General features: G+C 56.4%; 18 protein-coding genes. 8 read left to right on the top strand and 10 right to left on the bottom strand.

Annotated elements, in window-relative coordinates; translation table 11 throughout:
- The first annotated feature begins 44 nt into the window (after window positions 1–44).
- The 3 genes from pobA (at window position 45) to BC440_RS07985 (ending at window position 2,285) form a co-directional block, all read left to right on the top strand.
- Window positions 45–1,217, top strand: a complete 1,173-nt coding sequence (gene pobA / locus BC440_RS07995) for a 4-hydroxybenzoate 3-monooxygenase (RefSeq protein ID WP_071239767.1) — start codon at window positions 45–47, stop codon at window positions 1,215–1,217.
- Between the two features lie 268 nt (window positions 1,218–1,485).
- Window positions 1,486–1,773, top strand: coding sequence for a DUF883 family protein (locus tag BC440_RS07990; RefSeq protein ID WP_007089293.1), 288 nt, complete (start codon window positions 1,486–1,488; stop codon window positions 1,771–1,773).
- A complete protein-coding gene (locus tag BC440_RS07985; protein ID WP_071239766.1) occupies window positions 1,770–2,285 on the top strand; it encodes a hypothetical protein in 516 nt (171 codons plus the stop codon). Before BC440_RS07990 ends, BC440_RS07985 begins: the two co-directional genes overlap by 4 nt.
- Before the next feature lie 41 nt (window positions 2,286–2,326).
- Here the strand turns inward: BC440_RS07985 and hpt are convergent, their stop codons facing one another.
- The gene (gene hpt, locus BC440_RS07980; RefSeq protein WP_063091850.1) at window positions 2,327–2,863 is read right to left on the bottom strand and encodes a hypoxanthine phosphoribosyltransferase; all 537 of its coding nucleotides are present in this window, start codon (window positions 2,861–2,863) and stop codon (window positions 2,327–2,329) included.
- Window positions 2,864–3,058: 195 nt separating this feature from the next.
- Complete coding sequence (locus BC440_RS07975) at window positions 3,059–3,721, bottom strand: glutathione S-transferase (RefSeq protein WP_071239765.1); 663 nt, start codon at window positions 3,719–3,721, stop codon at window positions 3,059–3,061.
- Between the two features lie 316 nt (window positions 3,722–4,037).
- On the opposite strand from BC440_RS07975, the gene BC440_RS07970 reads away from it, so the two are divergent.
- Complete coding sequence (locus BC440_RS07970; RefSeq protein ID WP_007089297.1) at window positions 4,038–4,256, top strand: DUF3126 family protein; 219 nt, start codon at window positions 4,038–4,040, stop codon at window positions 4,254–4,256.
- 171 nt (window positions 4,257–4,427) lie between these two features.
- Window positions 4,428–5,096: a hypothetical protein gene (locus BC440_RS07965; protein WP_063091852.1), complete on the top strand. Its 669-nt coding sequence runs from the start codon at window positions 4,428–4,430 to the stop codon at window positions 5,094–5,096.
- A 26-nt stretch (window positions 5,097–5,122) separates the two neighbouring features.
- Here BC440_RS07965 and BC440_RS07960 read toward each other — a convergent pair whose 3' ends face one another.
- The 3 genes from BC440_RS07960 to BC440_RS07950 all read right to left on the bottom strand — a co-directional run bounded on the left by BC440_RS07960 (window position 5,123) and on the right by BC440_RS07950 (window position 7,684).
- A complete protein-coding gene (locus BC440_RS07960) occupies window positions 5,123–5,359 on the bottom strand; it encodes a thioredoxin family protein (RefSeq protein WP_071239764.1) in 237 nt (78 codons plus the stop codon).
- A 19-nt stretch (window positions 5,360–5,378) separates the two neighbouring features.
- Window positions 5,379–6,707, bottom strand: coding sequence for a permease (locus tag BC440_RS07955; protein ID WP_071239763.1), 1,329 nt, complete (start codon window positions 6,705–6,707; stop codon window positions 5,379–5,381).
- Window positions 6,708–6,835: 128 nt separating this feature from the next.
- Complete coding sequence (locus BC440_RS07950) at window positions 6,836–7,684, bottom strand: oxidoreductase (RefSeq protein WP_071239762.1); 849 nt, start codon at window positions 7,682–7,684, stop codon at window positions 6,836–6,838.
- Window positions 7,685–7,832: 148 nt separating this feature from the next.
- Here BC440_RS07950 and BC440_RS07945 point away from each other — a divergent pair, with 148 nt between their 5' ends.
- Window positions 7,833–8,735 (top strand): LysR family transcriptional regulator, encoded by a 903-nt coding sequence (locus tag BC440_RS07945; RefSeq protein WP_071239761.1) that lies wholly within the window; start codon window positions 7,833–7,835, stop codon window positions 8,733–8,735.
- A gap of 54 nt (window positions 8,736–8,789) precedes the next feature.
- On the opposite strand, the gene BC440_RS23500 is transcribed toward BC440_RS07945, so the two are convergent.
- The 4 genes from BC440_RS23500 to BC440_RS07925 form a co-directional block, all read right to left on the bottom strand.
- Window positions 8,790–9,239 (bottom strand): DUF4177 domain-containing protein, encoded by a 450-nt coding sequence (locus BC440_RS23500; protein ID WP_247643539.1) that lies wholly within the window; start codon window positions 9,237–9,239, stop codon window positions 8,790–8,792.
- A gap of 118 nt (window positions 9,240–9,357) precedes the next feature.
- Complete coding sequence (locus BC440_RS07935; protein ID WP_071239760.1) at window positions 9,358–10,137, bottom strand: siderophore-interacting protein; 780 nt, start codon at window positions 10,135–10,137, stop codon at window positions 9,358–9,360.
- Between the two features lie 28 nt (window positions 10,138–10,165).
- A complete protein-coding gene (locus tag BC440_RS07930; RefSeq protein ID WP_071239759.1) occupies window positions 10,166–10,621 on the bottom strand; it encodes a MarR family winged helix-turn-helix transcriptional regulator in 456 nt (151 codons plus the stop codon).
- 45 nt (window positions 10,622–10,666) lie between these two features.
- Window positions 10,667–12,088: an MFS transporter gene (locus tag BC440_RS07925; RefSeq protein WP_071239758.1), complete on the bottom strand. Its 1,422-nt coding sequence runs from the start codon at window positions 12,086–12,088 to the stop codon at window positions 10,667–10,669.
- 237 nt (window positions 12,089–12,325) lie between these two features.
- On the opposite strand from BC440_RS07925, the gene BC440_RS07920 reads away from it, so the two are divergent.
- Window positions 12,326–12,517 carry a hypothetical protein gene (locus BC440_RS07920; protein WP_071239757.1) on the top strand — a complete coding sequence of 64 codons (192 nt, stop codon included), beginning with the start codon at window positions 12,326–12,328 and terminating at the stop codon, window positions 12,515–12,517.
- A 451-nt stretch (window positions 12,518–12,968) separates the two neighbouring features.
- Here BC440_RS07920 and BC440_RS07915 read toward each other — a convergent pair whose 3' ends face one another.
- Window positions 12,969–14,207 (bottom strand): TIGR03862 family flavoprotein, encoded by a 1,239-nt coding sequence (locus tag BC440_RS07915; RefSeq protein WP_071239756.1) that lies wholly within the window; start codon window positions 14,205–14,207, stop codon window positions 12,969–12,971.
- A 23-nt stretch (window positions 14,208–14,230) separates the two neighbouring features.
- Between BC440_RS07915 and BC440_RS22920 the strand changes: the two genes are divergently transcribed.
- Window positions 14,231–14,752, top strand: a 522-nt coding sequence (locus BC440_RS22920) for a helix-turn-helix domain-containing protein (protein ID WP_175484471.1), incomplete at its 3' end; no start/stop codon positions are given.

The raw sequence follows: 14,752 nt of genomic DNA, 5'->3' as shown, positions 1-14,752 counted from the left end.
TTGTTCCGCAAAACCAACAAGAATAGTCAAGTGAGGTTTACGTCATGCATGTCCCTGTTGCCATTATCGGCTGCGGTCCTTCGGGGTTGCTGCTTTCGCATCTGCTGCATGTGCAGGGAATTGACAGCATTATCCTTGAGCGCAAGGACCGCGCCTATGTCGAGGGGCGCATTCGGGCCGGTGTTCTTGAAATGGGGACGGTCGGCCTGATGGAGCGGGTCGGCGTTGATGCCCGCATGAAGCGCGAGGGCATCATTCATGGCGGCATCTATATCAGTGTTAATGGCAAGCGCCAGCATGTGAATATCGAAGAACTGACCGGTGGTTCGACCGTGATGATTTACGGCCAGACCGAGGTGACCAAGGATCTGATCGCTGCCCGCCTTGATCATGGCGGCGAGATCGTTTTCGAGGCGGAGGATGTCAGCCTGCATGATATCGAGACTGACAAGCCGCGTGTTCGATATGTCAAGGATGGCAATCCGGTTGAACTGAGCTGTGATTATATTGCGGCCTGTGATGGGTTCCACGGGGTCGGGCGGCAGACGATGCCGCAATCGAAACTCAGGACTTATGAAAAGGTGTATCCGTTTGGCTGGCTGGGCGTTCTGGCGAAGGCGAAGCCGGTGGCGGACGAGCTGATTTATGCCAGCCACGACCGGGGATTTGCGCTGTGTTCGATGCGATCCGAAACTGTGGTGCGCCATTATGTGCAGGTGCCGAGCAGTGATAAGATCGAAGACTGGTCCGATGACCGGTTCTGGAGCGAGCTTCGGGTCCGCCTTGGCGAGGCGGACGGGGAGCTGGTCAATGAGGGCGAGGTGTTTGAAAAAAGCATTGCACCGCTTCGAAGCTTTGTTGCCGAGCCGTTGAGCCACGGGCGTCTGTTCCTGGCGGGGGATGCCGGGCATATCGTGCCGCCGACCGGGGCCAAGGGGCTTAACCTTGCGGCGAGTGACGTGCATTACCTGTCCGAAGCATTGATCGGTAAATTCAAGCAGAACCGTGATGATTTGCTTGAAACCTATTCCGATACAGCGCTGGCACGCGTGTGGAAGGCGGAGCGGTTTAGCTGGTGGATGACAACGATGCTGCACACCTTTGATGACCATCACGATTTTGACGGCCGTATCCGCCGCGCCGAACTGGAATATATCCTGTCATCCAAGGCAGGTTTGACGACGCTTGCAGAAAACTATGTCGGTTTGCCTTACTGATTATCTTGCTGATCGGCATGGTTTGGAGCCCCACACTCCGTAATCCGCCCGGATATCTGCAAGGAATGAACGGCCCGTTCCCACGACGGGCCGTTCTTTTTTGTCAAAAGCGGATTTCTGTTGGAAAAATATGTTGGCCCGGGGCGCAGAATGCCGCGGTTTGACGCGGGTGCCTCCAAATGATCACAATTTTGTGTGGAACTTCTTTGGGGTCCGGTTCGTTAAGCAAGTGTCGAATAAGTTAATGGATAACCACAGGAGTTTTATGATGGTGACCAAGACTGATACGGATAATGCAAAACTTCAGGCCGATGTCGAGGCTTTGCGCAAGGATCTTGCCGAAGTCACCAAGACGCTCAGAACGATGGGCAGTGACCGGGCCAATTCTGTTGCCCAGTCCGCCGCAGAGCGTGTTCGCGAGGTTTCGGGCCAGGTTCATGACCAGTTTGACCATGCGCGCGGCGTTGCCGTTGATCAGGTGCGCGAACGCCCGCTGACCTCGGTTGCCATAACTTTCGGCATTGGCATGCTGGTTGGCGGTCTGCTGCGTAAATGATCGATCAGCTTGTTGAAGCGATCACTGAAATCGCAAAGGCCGCCGCCGTAAAGCTGGCGGTCTTTGCGGTTATCGGGGTGACGATCCTGATCGGGATCGGGTTCCTGCTGGCGGCGGTGTTTATTTATCTGGCCGCGCAGTTCGGGACACTTGGTGCCGCCCTTGGTCTGGGGACGGTTCTGGTAGCCCTTGGCTTGGTGGCGCTGGCGATTGTTCTGCAACGCGATCCAAGCGACGGGATCGCACGCGAAGACAAAGCAGGTGCCAAACCGGCACGCGATGAAGATGCGGTTTTGTTTGATATGCTGATCCATGCGGCCCGCGCCGGTTACGCAACCGGGCAGGGCGACAAGCGGCACATGCAGGACGGTCTGGAGCGCCTGTTTGCCGATCTATCGGCCCTTGGCGTGTTTGATCGGCCGGTTGGTGCGACCCGCAGGCCAGAACAGCCGGGCCAGCCCGATCACCCGGAAAACAGCAGCACGACATCAGAGTCAAAAATGGCGGGATAACCGGATGGTTCCCGCCATTTTCATTTCAGATTGCCGAAGCCTTATTCGCCGTGGAAATGCACCGTTCCGATAAAGGGCAGGTTGCGGTTGGCCTGGGCGTAATCGATGCCATAGCCGACGACAAATTCATCGGGAATGTCAAAGCCGCAATAATGGATCGGAATTTCGACTTCGCGGCGTGACGGCTTGTTCAGAAGGGTGCAGATTTCAAGCCGGTTCGGATCGCGGGTTTTAAGCAAACGGACGACTTCGGACAGGGTATAGCCGGTATCGATGATGTCTTCGACCAGCAGCACGTCCTTGCCGCGGATCTGGCCGTCCAGATCCTTGACGATGCGGACATTGCGCGAGCTTTCGGTGGAATCGCCGTACGAAGACGCGACCATGAAATCGACTTCGACCGGAACGGTCAGCTTGCGGGCCAGATCGGCGATGAAAACGAACGATCCGCGCAGCAGACCGACAACGATCAGTTTTTCAGTATCTTTGAAGTTTTCATTGATCTTGGCGGCAAGCGCATCGATCTGCGTGGCAATTTCGTCCGCCGTTATCAGCGGCTTGACATCATAATCGGCCATCAATCTCGGTCCTGAAGCGTTGTGGGATGATTTCCCGCTTGCTATCACAAGCCGCCCCCCATGACCAGCCCGTGAATGGTAACAGAAGTATAATCCCGTAGAATTCATGCCCCGTTGCACGCCCTGATTGTGCAACAGACGCGCCATCTATACGACGGCTTTTTCATCAGATGGAAACAGGCAGGCGGCAACCGGTCAGGCAGCTTTGAATATCACTGGTTCATCGCCTTCGTGCCACTGGTCATATCTGACCATCGCATCGGCAAACCAGCGGGAATTCAGGAAATCATCAAGCCAGCGTTGCAGATGGACAAAGGGCGCGGCGTCAAAGGCGTCCCTGTCGGTATTGGCGAACTGGCGTATGAAGGGCGCAATGGCAAAATCGGCAAGGGCCGGGCGGGTGCCAAACAGGTATTTGCCAACCGCCAGACGGCCATCAAGCCGGTTGAGGATTTTTTCGGCATCGCGGCGATGTTCGACCGGATCGGTATCCTCGTAGCGGTTGAAATATTTATAGCGGTCGAGATGATGTTTGAACGGGCCGTCATTTTGCGAAATCAGGGCCAGCATGTCTTCAAGCGTGCCGCTTTCGGGCTCCAGCCATTTTTCCGGGTCATTTTCGGCCAGTGCCCAGACCATGATTTCAAGGCTTTCGTCGATCACGCTGCCATCGGGCAGGATCAGGACGGGCACGGTGGCCTTGGGGGAGGCATCGATCATGGATTGCGGTTTGTCGCGCAGCACGACTTCGCGCAGTTCGACATCGGTGCCGCTTGCGAGCAGGGCCATGCGGGCGCGCATCGCATAGGGGCAGCGACGGAAACTGTATAAAACCGGGCGGGTATCGTGATCAGTCATATAAGTCGATTAGCGCCTGGGGAAATGCATTGCAACCGATTATCGGGCACAAAGCGGATTGTCATGCGTTAGACATTCACGTATCGACTTCCTATGTTCAAAAGACGGATAAGACGGGATCGAGCCAAAAAATTGCGTCCTCGTGGCCTTTTTTGCGCAAGCGGGGTTGATTTCATGGCACAGTTTGTGAAAGGACAATGCCCGTCATTCATTTAGCAAGACCCGTTCGGGGACGTGCGGGCGCAGAGGGTGCGCCATTTGTACGGAACGCGGTCGAAGACCAAAGCCGACCTGGCACAAGCAAGGGACCAGTTACATGACACCGACCGAAATCGCGCGCGTTACAGATTATCTGCGCCGTACTTTTGATAATCCGAAAATTGCCGTCGATGCGCCCAAGCGCAAAGGCCACCCGATTGAAATGCGCGTTGGCGACGAGTTTGTCGGTGTTGTGCACCGTGACGAGGACGAAGGCGAAGTCAGCTATTCGCTGAATATCGTCATCCTTGAAGAAGACCTGCCGCCAGCCGTTTAAGGTTGCGACATTGCCGATACAAACGCCCCGTGCCGATGGCCGGGGCGTTTTGCATTTGGGGATTGGCGTTTGTGCGGGGGGCTGTTCGCGGGAAACAAAAGCGGGTCGGGCACGTTGAGGAAAAGGGCCCCCGCGCCCGTTACCCGGTTTGTTTCATTTCAAAGGACAGGCATGATTGACTGGATCGAACAGCACAGCACATTGCTTCAGACCGCGGTCAGCCTTGCGACCTTGCTGGTGTGGATTTTCTATGCGCAATTGCTGTTTCAGAATTACCGCCGGGTGCGGCGGCCCAAAATCGTGATCAACCAGATGCTGGGGAATTCGGAAAATGCGCGGTTCCTGATCAGCAATATGAGTCAGGAAGCGATCCATATCGAAACGGTGGTGATGTGCCTTGGTGGCGGGCAAAACCGCGTTTGCCAGCTTGTGACCGATGCCGACCCGGATGATGGCACGCGCCAGAGTGAACAGAATGACCAGAATAAAAAGACGGCCCTTTCGGCACGGCTTGACGAGGTGACATTGCAGGGGCCGTTGCCATCAGGCCGGTGTATTGAGCTGGGCGCGATGCAACGCCTGTTAAGGCGGTTTGATCACGCGACCCGGCGTGATTACGAAGATGCGGCGGCCAGCAATCCGGTCCGCAACGGCGAGGATTGCCGGGTCGAGATTATCGTGATCGGGGTTTATAGCTCGGAAAAAGGGGTGATCGGGGCCAGCCGGAGCTTTATTTACGACCGAAACGGCCAATTGCGCCCCGAAGAAGTCCAGACCACCCAGCATACCGGCTTTTTCGCCCGCCGCCGAATGGCGCGGCTGCATTCGCGCTATATCTGAGGCAGCATCCCGGCTATGCGGCAGCTTTAGCGCGATTGAAGCAACTGGCGGATTTCATCCGCCGTGGCGACCTTGCCTTCGACGAGAATGCTTTCATCGACCATCAATGCCGGGGTGCGCATGATACCGGCATCAATGATGGCGTTGGTATCGGTGATTTTTTCAAGGTCATAGTCCAGTTCAAGCGCCTGTGCGGCGGCGGAGGCATTTTTGGCGAGTGTCTGGCATTTGGCGCAGCCGCTGCCGTAAATTTTCAATTTCATGGCGGGGTTCCTTTATCGATCAGTTTGCGGGCCAGTAATTGCCATAGATGAAGCCGGTGATCGTCGCCATGACGATCACAAGCGCGCAATATACCATTGTTTTCTGTGTGCCGATGACGGTCCGGATCACCAGCATATTGGGGAGCGACAGGGCCGGACCGGCCAGAAGCAGCGACAGGGCGGGGCCTTTGCCCATTCCGGCCCCCATCAATGCCTGTACAATCGGGACTTCGGTCAGGGTCGAGAAATACATGAATGCGCCAAGGACCGAGGCCAGGATTGTCGATTTCAGGGAATTGTCGCCGACGGCGGCATTGACCCAGCGGGCGGGGATCAGGCCGTCATGGCCGGGACGGCCCAGCAGCAGGCCCGCGACAAACACCCCGATCACCAGAAGCGGCAGGATCTGTTTGGTGAAATCCCAGCTTTGATCGGCCCATTCACGGTCTTTCGGGCGCGAAAGTGCGATCAGCATCATACCGCCAATTCCGATGGCAAAGGCAAGTTGCGGCGCATCTGGCACGATCAGGGCGGCAAGGATGACCAGCCCGGCCAGTAGCAGCAGATGCGTTGCCGACCAGTTGAACTGCCAGATCAGCAACACCGCAAGCCCGGCCGAAAGCACAATGGTGATCAGCCATTTATGGATGAAAACCGCCATCCAGATCGAATTTTCAACCGGTGCCCAATTGGCAAAGACCAGAACCGCAATCATCAGGGCGAAAAACGTGATGGTGGTGCCAAGCGGCTTTTCGGTATCCGTGGCGGCAAAGCCACGCGCCGATGTTTTGGCCCTTGCGGCTTCTTCGCGGCGATAGATCAGATGCATGATCATGCCGATCACAATGGCAAAAGCAATTGCGCCGACACCGCGTGCGATGCCGATTTCCGCACCAAGAATTTTGGCCGTGACCACAATGGCAATGATGTTGATCGCCGGACCGGAATAGAGAAAGGCAATGGCCGGGCCCAGACCGGCCCCGCGTTTGTAAATGCCACCAAACAGGGGCAATACCGTGCAGGAACACACCGCGAGAAGCGTCCCCGAGATCGCGGCAACACCCAGGGCAATCGGCCGGGATGCATCGGGGCCAAGATACTGCATGACCGATCCCTGACTGATATAAACCGCCATCGCACCGGCAATGACAAAGGCCGGTAGCAGACACAGGATGACATGTTCGCGCGCATACCAGTTGGTCAGGCGGACGGCTTCGAGGACGGCATTGTCAAAACGTTGGGTGCCAGCAGGGATAAAATAGATCGCTAGAAAGCCCGCCAGAACAAGGGCCGCCAGATGCGCCTCTTTCGGGTTGTCGCGATAAAGTGTCCGCAAAGAGTTGAGCATGCCATCCCCCAGACTGGATCAATATTGCAATCTAGCGGGTTTCAAAGAGCAAAACCCTGATCTAGCGCAAGATCAGGGTTTTGTTTGAGCAATAGAAGGGAATGTCTGATTGCGATGGTTCGGGCCGGTTAAGCGTCAAAATCCGTTGATGTGGTGACGTGTTCCCATTGGGTGAATTCGGTTTGCAGGTCATCAAGTTTGGTGCGCACCAGCGACAGCGCATCGCGGCCCAGCAGCAGATGCACCGGCGGATTGGGAGCGGTGAGGATATCCATCACCGCCTTTGCGGCCTTGGCGGGATCACCGGCCTGATTGCCGCTTTTCTTCTGGCGGGCATCGCGGATCGGATCAAACAGGGCGTCATAATCGGAAATGCTGCGGTCGGAGCGGACCATGGAACGCCCGGCCCAGTCGGTGCGAAATGATCCCGGCTCAATCGCGGTGACATGAATGCCCAGCCCGGCGACTTCGCTGGCAAGCGTTTCGCTGATGCCTTCAAGGGCGAATTTGCTGCCGCAATAGTAGGAAATGCCGGGCATGGTGATGAAGCCGCCCATCGAGGTGACATTGAGGATATGGCCGCGTCTGCGTTGGCGCATATGGGGCAGGACGGCCTTGATCATCGCGACCGCGCCAAACACATTGACCCGGAATTGGGCTTCGAGTTCGGCAAGCGGGGATTCTTCAAGCAATCCTTCGTGACCATATCCGGCATTGTTGATCAGAACATCAATCGGGCCGATATCGGTTTCGATCTGCTTGATCGCGCCGGGGATGGCATCAAAATCCGTGACATCAAGGATGATGCCGGTGGTCTGTGCCGGGGACAGGGCGGTGAAGGCGGCAAGGTCGGTCTGTTTGCGGACCGTGCCGATGACATGGTGGCCTTCGGCAATTGCGGCTGTGGCAAAGGCGCGGCCAAAGCCGGAGCTGACGCCGGTGATCAGGATGTTTTTCGGTTTTGTGTTCGTGGTCATTCGCGATGGTCCTTTGTGCAATCAGGCAAGCCATGCGGGGCAGGCTTGGGGACGTGATGTGTTGTGATGTGATGACCAAGGCTAGTGATATCTGATTGTTTGGTATATGGGTTAAAGTCCGCATGGACTGTTTAAAAAGGAATGCATTATGCGCGGGCGGGAATATGCCGAACTTGAAGCCTTTGTCGCCGTGGTCGAAGAAGGCAATTTCAGGCGTGCGGCGGCACGGCTGCGCATTTCGGCATCGTCGTTAAGCCAGACGATTGGCAATCTTGAAGACCGGCTGGGTGTGAACCTTTTGCAGCGAACCACGCGCAGCACATCGCTGACCGAGCCGGGAAAGCGGCTTTTTGAACGGTTTCGCCCGGCGATGGCCGAAATGGCCTTTGCGGTGGAAGATATCATGCAGTTTCAGGGGCGACCGGCGGGGACGGTGCGGCTTTTGCTGCCAAGGCTTGCGCTTGCGACCCAGATCGAGCCGTGGCTCGGTGCGTTTCACGAAAAATATCCCGATGTGGTTCTGGAACTTGTGATCGAGGATGCGCCGCTTGATATCGTTAATGCCGGATATGACCTTGGCATTACGCTGGGCGAGTTATTGCAAAAGGATATGGTCGCGGTCAGGCTTGGCCCGGATATCCATCAGCTTGCCGTGGCGTCGCCCGATTATCTGGCGCGATATGGGGTGCCGCAAACACCAGCCGATTTGCACGGGCATAAATGCATCAATTGGCGCAAACCGGGGCGCAGGAAGCTTTATAACTGGGAGTTTTGCGTTGACGGGCGATGGATCAGCGTTGCGGTCGATGGGCCACTGATCGTGTCGCACCGTGATACGGCGTTAAAGGCAGCGGCACAGGGGGTGGGGATTGCGTTTGCCTATTGGTCGTCGCGCTGGATGCAGCCGATGATCGATGACGGGTCGCTTGTGCCGGTTCTGGAAGAATTTTCACCGCCCTTTCCGGGCTGGTATCTTTATTATCCGAAACAGCGGGCGACACCGCCCGCTGTTCGTGCCTTGATCGATTTTCTGCGTCACTGCCATCAGTAAACCTCAAAACACCCCAGCAACAAATGACTGGAGTGTTTTCGTTTTAATGGCCAACTATGTGTTCGAACTGCTTGCGGAGGAGCTTGCCTTAGGTCTCTTGAAGATAATCATTTTAAAAATTGTAATGATCGGCTTGTTACCTTGCAGGCACCCCGGAGGCTCGGAAGTCCGAAACTCGTCAATGCCGACAAATTCCCAACCTTTGCTGGCTTCACGATTTATGATGTTCTGATATTCAGCGACGGCTTGTGTTCTGTTTTCCTTTTTGCCAATCTCGATAACGGTTGGCCCTGCAACACATTGATATTCAAACTGAACGGAGTCATTCATAGTTGTATCTTTCTTTATGTTAGGAAAAATAAATGCAACTATGGGTAGTCTATTCCGCCGTTTGGATACTTGCAACGACCCAAACGATGAATTGTTTTTTTCATCGCTTGGGTGAAGCTGTATTTCTGAAATGCAACTGCCGCATAGTTTGAGCAGCTTGGCTCGAACCTGCATTTCGATCTTATCCGGGCTGGTGCTAGGGCTTGGTACAATCGAATTGTTCCTAATGCCAAATAGCTAAGAGGATTCAGAATTTTCACGTTCCATTTCCAGTGTTGCTGTTTGCCCGCCTCTATGCTGCCTCGGCATCCTTGGCCTTGATGACCTTGTGGTTGTCTTCGTTCAGGCCAAGTTTCCAGTAGCTTGAGATATAAAGATCATCCTTGCCAAGCCCCCGGTCATTGCGGAAATGATCGCGCAGCATTTTCATGGCGGTAAATTCACAGGCGGCCCAGACCGACGGGCGGCCATCGGCCCAGGGCAGTTTTTTGACGACATCGGGCAGGGCATTGGCATTTTCGCCCGGATGCGGGTTGATCACCCATTCGATGGTGACGTTATCGGGTTTTTGCAAATCCTGCATGTCGGCCTCGGACGCGATTTCGATCACGGCGTAACCGCGTGCATCGGATGGCAGCGTTTCCAGATTGACCGAAATCGCGGGCAGGGCCGTCATATCGCCGACAATCAGGAACCAGTCGGCGGTCGGATCAACCAGCTTTTTCGGGCCGGGGCCGCCGATGGTGATCTGATCGCCGGGCTGGCAATTCACCGCCCAGTTCGAGGCCGGGCCGCCATGATCGTTATCATCGGAACCATCGCCATGCATGACGAAATCAATGTCAATCTCGCGGCCCTGATCGGTGATGCGGTCATGACGTACGGTATAGGTCCGGCGCAGAACGCGGTCCTTTTCATCGCCGTCAATCGGGAAGATCAGTTTGACATAGGCGCTTTCCTGATCGTCGGGGAAGGATGCGATGCCGTCACCGCCAAGCGTCACGCGCAGCATATTGGGCGTGACATATCCTTTTCGGATGACGGTCAGATCGCGGGGTGCTGGTCTGTTCATTCCAAGCTCCTGTAGGGATTATATGTTGTCAGGATTCCAGATTGTCGGCCATCAGGCTGGCAATTTCGTTGAAATCCGTGATTTGTTTCTGGCTTAAACCGGTGGCCATGCGCGTGCGGATTTTGGCTTCTACGGCACGGTATTCTTCCATCAGCGCATCGCCCTTTGGCGTCAAATGCAGGGTCTGGCTTCGCCCGTCTTCGGGATGGGGGCGGCGTTCGATCAATCCGTTTTCTTCGAGTTCCTTGACAAGCCGCGTGATGCGGCCCTTGTCCTGCCCGGTGCGGGCGGCGATTTGCTGTGCGGTGACGCCGGGGCTTTTGATGATCCATTTCAGGGTGCGCATCTGCGAAATCGGCAAGGGCATATCGGCATCCTGCAAGCCTTCGCGCATCGCACGCTTGAAGGCATGGACCAGCCGGTGAAGGGTTTCACCGGGGACATGAGCATTAGGTGTTGTTGGCGTTTCCATGGGCTTACTCATCGATATATTTCTGCAGCGCACAGGCGCAAGGTTTGGTGTGGTTTGTTATGATGGCTTTGCATCTGCTTCGTAGCCATGCGGGGCGATGATGCCGGTGCGGATGGCATATTTGCGGCCCTCGCAAATGGCGGCCGATATCAGGGCAAAGCCCGCCGCAACCCCCATGATCGCGCTCAGATCAAACGCACCACCCGTGCCGATCAGGATCGCGGCCAAGGCGGCCCCAACCGATTGCCCGGTCAGACGGGCGGTGGCGAGCATCCCGCCTGCACCGCCGCTTCTGTCCCGCGGGGCGCTTGTCATCATCAGGCGGTTGTTGGGCGACTGGAACAGGCCAAAACCAACCCCGCAGACCATCAGGCAGGCAATGATCGCAAGGGCGGTATGGGGGCTTCCGGCCGGGATCAGGGTGACGGCAAACAGGCCGATGGCAAAAATCCCCATGCCGATCCCGGTCAGGTGGATCGGCGAATATCTATCGGCCAGTCGCCCGGCGATGGGGGCGATGATGGCGGTGGCGACGGGCCATGGCGTCATCAGAAGGCCGGTATCGACAGCACTATAATGCAGCACGTCATGGAAATAAAACGGCAGGGCGACAAAGGCGATGAATTGCGCACAAAAGCCCGCAATCGACGACCCGATGGAGCAGGCAAAGACGGGACGGGCCAGCAGATCAAGCGGCAGCATCGGCCGTTCCCGCGAAAATTGCCGACGCACAAGGAAGAACCCGGCGGTGATCGCAATCACGAACTGGCCCGCGATCAGCATCGGGTGGCTTTGGGTGCCGACATTGCCGAGCGCCGAAATCAACCCGCCGAATGCCAGCACGTTCAGGAACGCACTGATATAATCAAACCGGGTGCGGGTCGGTTTGGTATAGGGCAGGGCGAATGTGCCAAGGCCAATGGCGATGATCGAAATCGGGATATTGATCAGAAACAGCCAGTGCCATGTCGTGACCGCGAGAATGGCCGAGGCAATGGTCGGCCCGGCCGCGGCGGAGATCGACACCACCATGGCAATCAGCCCGATGGCCCGGCCAAGCTTTGCCTGCGGGACGCTGTGGCGCATAAGGGCTGCGTTGATGCTCATAAGTGCTGCACCCCCCAGACCCTGCAACACGCGGGCAAATGTCAGGAATTCGATATTGGGCGAATAGGCGCACAGGGCCGACGCAATGCCGAAAATCACCATTCCGGCCAGATAGACCTTGCGAAAGCCAATCGCTTCGCCGAGTGCCGATAGCGGCAGCAGGGCGACGACAACCGCCAACTGATAGGCGGTGATGACCCAGATGGCGTGCGCCGGGCTGACATTCTGATCATGGGCGATGGCGGGCAGGGCGACATTCATGATCGACCCGTCAAGCACGGCCATCATGACTGTCAGTAACACGGCGATCATGGCGAATGACCGCTGGGGCTGCGGCAATCCGTCGGCGTGGATGGTTTTTGATATCTTCATGTGGGGCAACATTCCGAAAACAAAGCGTGCGGTGGCAAGAGGCGGCGCGAGGAGCGGGCAAGCGGGGCAAAATGCCACCCGACATCGCGGTTGCGGGCACGGTTATATGGTTGACTTTATCAACCAATATAAAATGTGGTTGATTTTGTCAACTTGTTTTCTGGGCTGTTCTTAGGGGTAGTGTTCGGATGTGTATTAGAGGCGTATCATCAAGGAAATATCAGGGAGGACAGATTGATGAAAATGATGATGGTTCTGGGGATTGGTGCGCTGTTTGTGATGGGGGCCGTGCCGGTGCCGACATATGCAGCGCAGGGTTCAATCGCGTTTGATCAGGCGGTTGAACATGGTGGCGGCTGCCGCAAAAGCTCCCCGCCGGGGCAGTGTTGCCATATGGATAACAGGGCTGGGTCTGTGCATTGTCATTGAGTGTTATACTTTATAGGGGCAAGAATAAATCTGTCCTCATTTTCGGGTTTCGCAGTACGCTTTGAGAAAATAGAGTTTCACGTTTTTTGGGTTCTGGAGCCTAGAATTGGCTGACTATCGGGAAATATCGCAAATATACGCTAAGTCGGCGATTAATGGGGTAATTCTTGTTAATGGTGGTGGTGCTACCGCGCTACTTACGCAGGCCTCCAAGTTTCTAGAACTAGGGACCGCCCAAACTGTTGTTTGGCCCTTGTTGATTTGGACAATTGGTATTTGTCTCGGCGTGCTCACTTGGGTGGTCGCATTCATTAGCGCTCGATATGTTGATAAAAGTGAGCGGGAGAGTGGCCTTGAATCTAAGAACCTTAGATTATCAGACCGGTACATGTCCTTCGGAATAATTCTTGTATTGTGTTCTCTTGGCTGTTTTTTTATTGGGGCGTTAGTACTAGCACTGCAGTTCCTGTGCTAGTGGGTTGCTAAAGCACCCCGTCAACAAATACCCCCCAGTAGGCGCCTCCCAATCCACCATCTCGCCGAGGCAATAGGTGCCGGGGCGGTTGATGAGTTGGAAATTCTCGTCCAGTTCTTCCCAAGCGACACCGCCTGCGGTGCTGATGGCCTCGTCCATTGGACGGGGCTTTTTGATTTGAAGCTTCAGGTTTTTGATGGCGGTGGCAAGCGCGGGTGGATCGTTCAGGGTTTCGCGTGGGGTGGTTTCGAAAACGAGCGCGGTTTTGGTGGTGTCCAGACCGAGTGTTTTGCGCAGGTGATTGCCAAGCGAGTTTTTGCCGCGTGGTTTGGCAAGGCGCGCGGTGACGTCGGCCAGATCGCGGTCAGGCGTCAGGTCGAGCGTGACGGTGGCATCGCCGGTTTCAAGCCATTGATCGCGAAGCGGGGCCGAGATGGCATAGACAGCACTGCCTTCGATCCCGGTTCTGGAAATCACGAATTCGCCGCGCACGGTTTGCGGGCCGGTTTTGGTTGCGACCGTCAGCGTCACGGCCTTGACCGGGGAGCCGGCGCATTTATCAATCAGATGGTCGGTCCAGGCGACGTCAAAGCCGCAATTGGCCGGTTTGAACGGGTTGCATGTGATCCCGGCATTTGTGAGGATTTCCATCCATTTGCCATCTGATCCCAGCCGCTTCCAGCTTCCGCCGCCCAATGCCAGAACGGTGATATCAGCCGTGGCGGTCACTTCGCCGTCCGGAGTTCTGAAAACGGCATTTTCGGTTTCATCCCAGCCGGTCCAGTAATGGCGGTAATGGATTTTGCAGCCCAAGCCATCCAGACGCCTGAGCCAGGCGCGCAAAAGCGGGCTTGCCTTCATCGCGATCGGGAAGACGCGGCCCGATGATCCGACAAAGGTTTCGATGCCAAGCCCGGCACACCAGTCGCGGATTTCGGTTGGGCCGAATTTGCGTAAGTGCGGTTCGAGGCGCGTGCGCGCGGCGCCATAGCGCGACAAAAACGTTTCGAGGTCTTCGGCGTGGGTGATGTTAAGCCCCGATTTCCCCGCCATCAGGAATTTGCGCCCGGCACTTGGCATGCCCTCAAAGATCGTGACCGCATGACCGGACCCGGCGAGGCGTTCGGCCGCCATCAGCCCCGCCGGACCCGCGCCGATGATCATCGCGGTTTTGCCGTTTGGTTTTGGGGCTGGGGTATCGGGGTTTGATGACATGCGGGGCCTTTGGGTGCGGGGTTGTGTCAGGCGGTTTTAGCCGGTTTGGCGGGGGATGGCAATTTGCGGGATTACTGTCGGCGGCGTGGGAGCGCGTGGCACGATGGACTCCGGAGACTCACACCACAAGTGCAACATCAGTTATAGTTGGTGTTGCGATGGGACAGGAATACAGGCAGCTCGGCCTTGACGAGCGTATAGAGATTTACCGCCTGCACCGGGCGGGGAAATCCGTTCGGGCGATAGCCGTGTCGATGGGGCGCGCCCCATCGACAATCTGTCGTGAGCTTCACAGAAACAGCCGGAAGACCAAGGTCTGGGATGGCGGTTACGAGCCTGCCCGGGCCCATGGTCTGGCCTTGAGGCGACGGCGATGGGACTGTCGTCATAAACTGGCGCGCCAACCGGCATTGCAGCAAAAGGTCCGGGATTGCCTTGCGATGGGATGGTCGCCGGAACAGATCGCTGGCCGGTTGGCGCGTGAACAGGGTGGCACAGTCATCAGTCATGAGTCCATCTATCGCTTTATCTATCATCGCAGTGCC

This window comes from Thalassospira sp. MIT1004 (genome assembly GCF_001858545.1).
In the GTDB taxonomy this organism is placed as follows: Bacteria; Pseudomonadota; Alphaproteobacteria; order Rhodospirillales; family Thalassospiraceae; genus Thalassospira; species Thalassospira xiamenensis.
This window is presented reverse-complemented; position numbering and strand designations above follow the sequence as displayed.

Bases quoted from the DNA above. Each gene is read 5' to 3' on its own strand.
- pobA (WP_071239767.1), top strand. From the start codon at position 45: ATGCATGTCCCTGTTGCCATTATCGGCTGCGGTCCTTCGGGGTTGCTG.
- BC440_RS07925 (WP_071239758.1), bottom strand. From the start codon at position 12,088: ATGAAGATATCAAAAACCATCCACGCCGACGGATTGCCGCAGCCCCAG.
- BC440_RS07975 (WP_071239765.1), bottom strand. From the start codon at position 3,721: ATGACTGATCACGATACCCGCCCGGTTTTATACAGTTTCCGTCGCTGC.
- BC440_RS07990 (WP_007089293.1), top strand. From the start codon at position 1,486: ATGGTGACCAAGACTGATACGGATAATGCAAAACTTCAGGCCGATGTC.
- BC440_RS07950 (WP_071239762.1), bottom strand. From the start codon at position 7,684: ATGACCACGAACACAAAACCGAAAAACATCCTGATCACCGGCGTCAGC.
- BC440_RS07920 (WP_071239757.1), top strand. From the start codon at position 12,326: ATGAAAATGATGATGGTTCTGGGGATTGGTGCGCTGTTTGTGATGGGG.
- BC440_RS23500 (WP_247643539.1), bottom strand. From the start codon at position 9,239: ATGCAGGTTCGAGCCAAGCTGCTCAAACTATGCGGCAGTTGCATTTCA.
- BC440_RS07970 (WP_007089297.1), top strand. From the start codon at position 4,038: ATGACACCGACCGAAATCGCGCGCGTTACAGATTATCTGCGCCGTACT.
- BC440_RS07955 (WP_071239763.1), bottom strand. From the start codon at position 6,707: ATGCTCAACTCTTTGCGGACACTTTATCGCGACAACCCGAAAGAGGCG.
- BC440_RS07945 (WP_071239761.1), top strand. From the start codon at position 7,833: ATGCGCGGGCGGGAATATGCCGAACTTGAAGCCTTTGTCGCCGTGGTC.
- BC440_RS07930 (WP_071239759.1), bottom strand. From the start codon at position 10,621: ATGAGTAAGCCCATGGAAACGCCAACAACACCTAATGCTCATGTCCCC.
- BC440_RS07935 (WP_071239760.1), bottom strand. From the start codon at position 10,137: ATGAACAGACCAGCACCCCGCGATCTGACCGTCATCCGAAAAGGATAT.
- hpt (WP_063091850.1), bottom strand. From the start codon at position 2,863: ATGGCCGATTATGATGTCAAGCCGCTGATAACGGCGGACGAAATTGCC.
- BC440_RS07915 (WP_071239756.1), bottom strand. From the start codon at position 14,207: ATGTCATCAAACCCCGATACCCCAGCCCCAAAACCAAACGGCAAAACC.
- BC440_RS07965 (WP_063091852.1), top strand. From the start codon at position 4,428: ATGATTGACTGGATCGAACAGCACAGCACATTGCTTCAGACCGCGGTC.
- BC440_RS07985 (WP_071239766.1), top strand. From the start codon at position 1,770: ATGATCGATCAGCTTGTTGAAGCGATCACTGAAATCGCAAAGGCCGCC.
- BC440_RS07960 (WP_071239764.1), bottom strand. From the start codon at position 5,359: ATGAAATTGAAAATTTACGGCAGCGGCTGCGCCAAATGCCAGACACTC.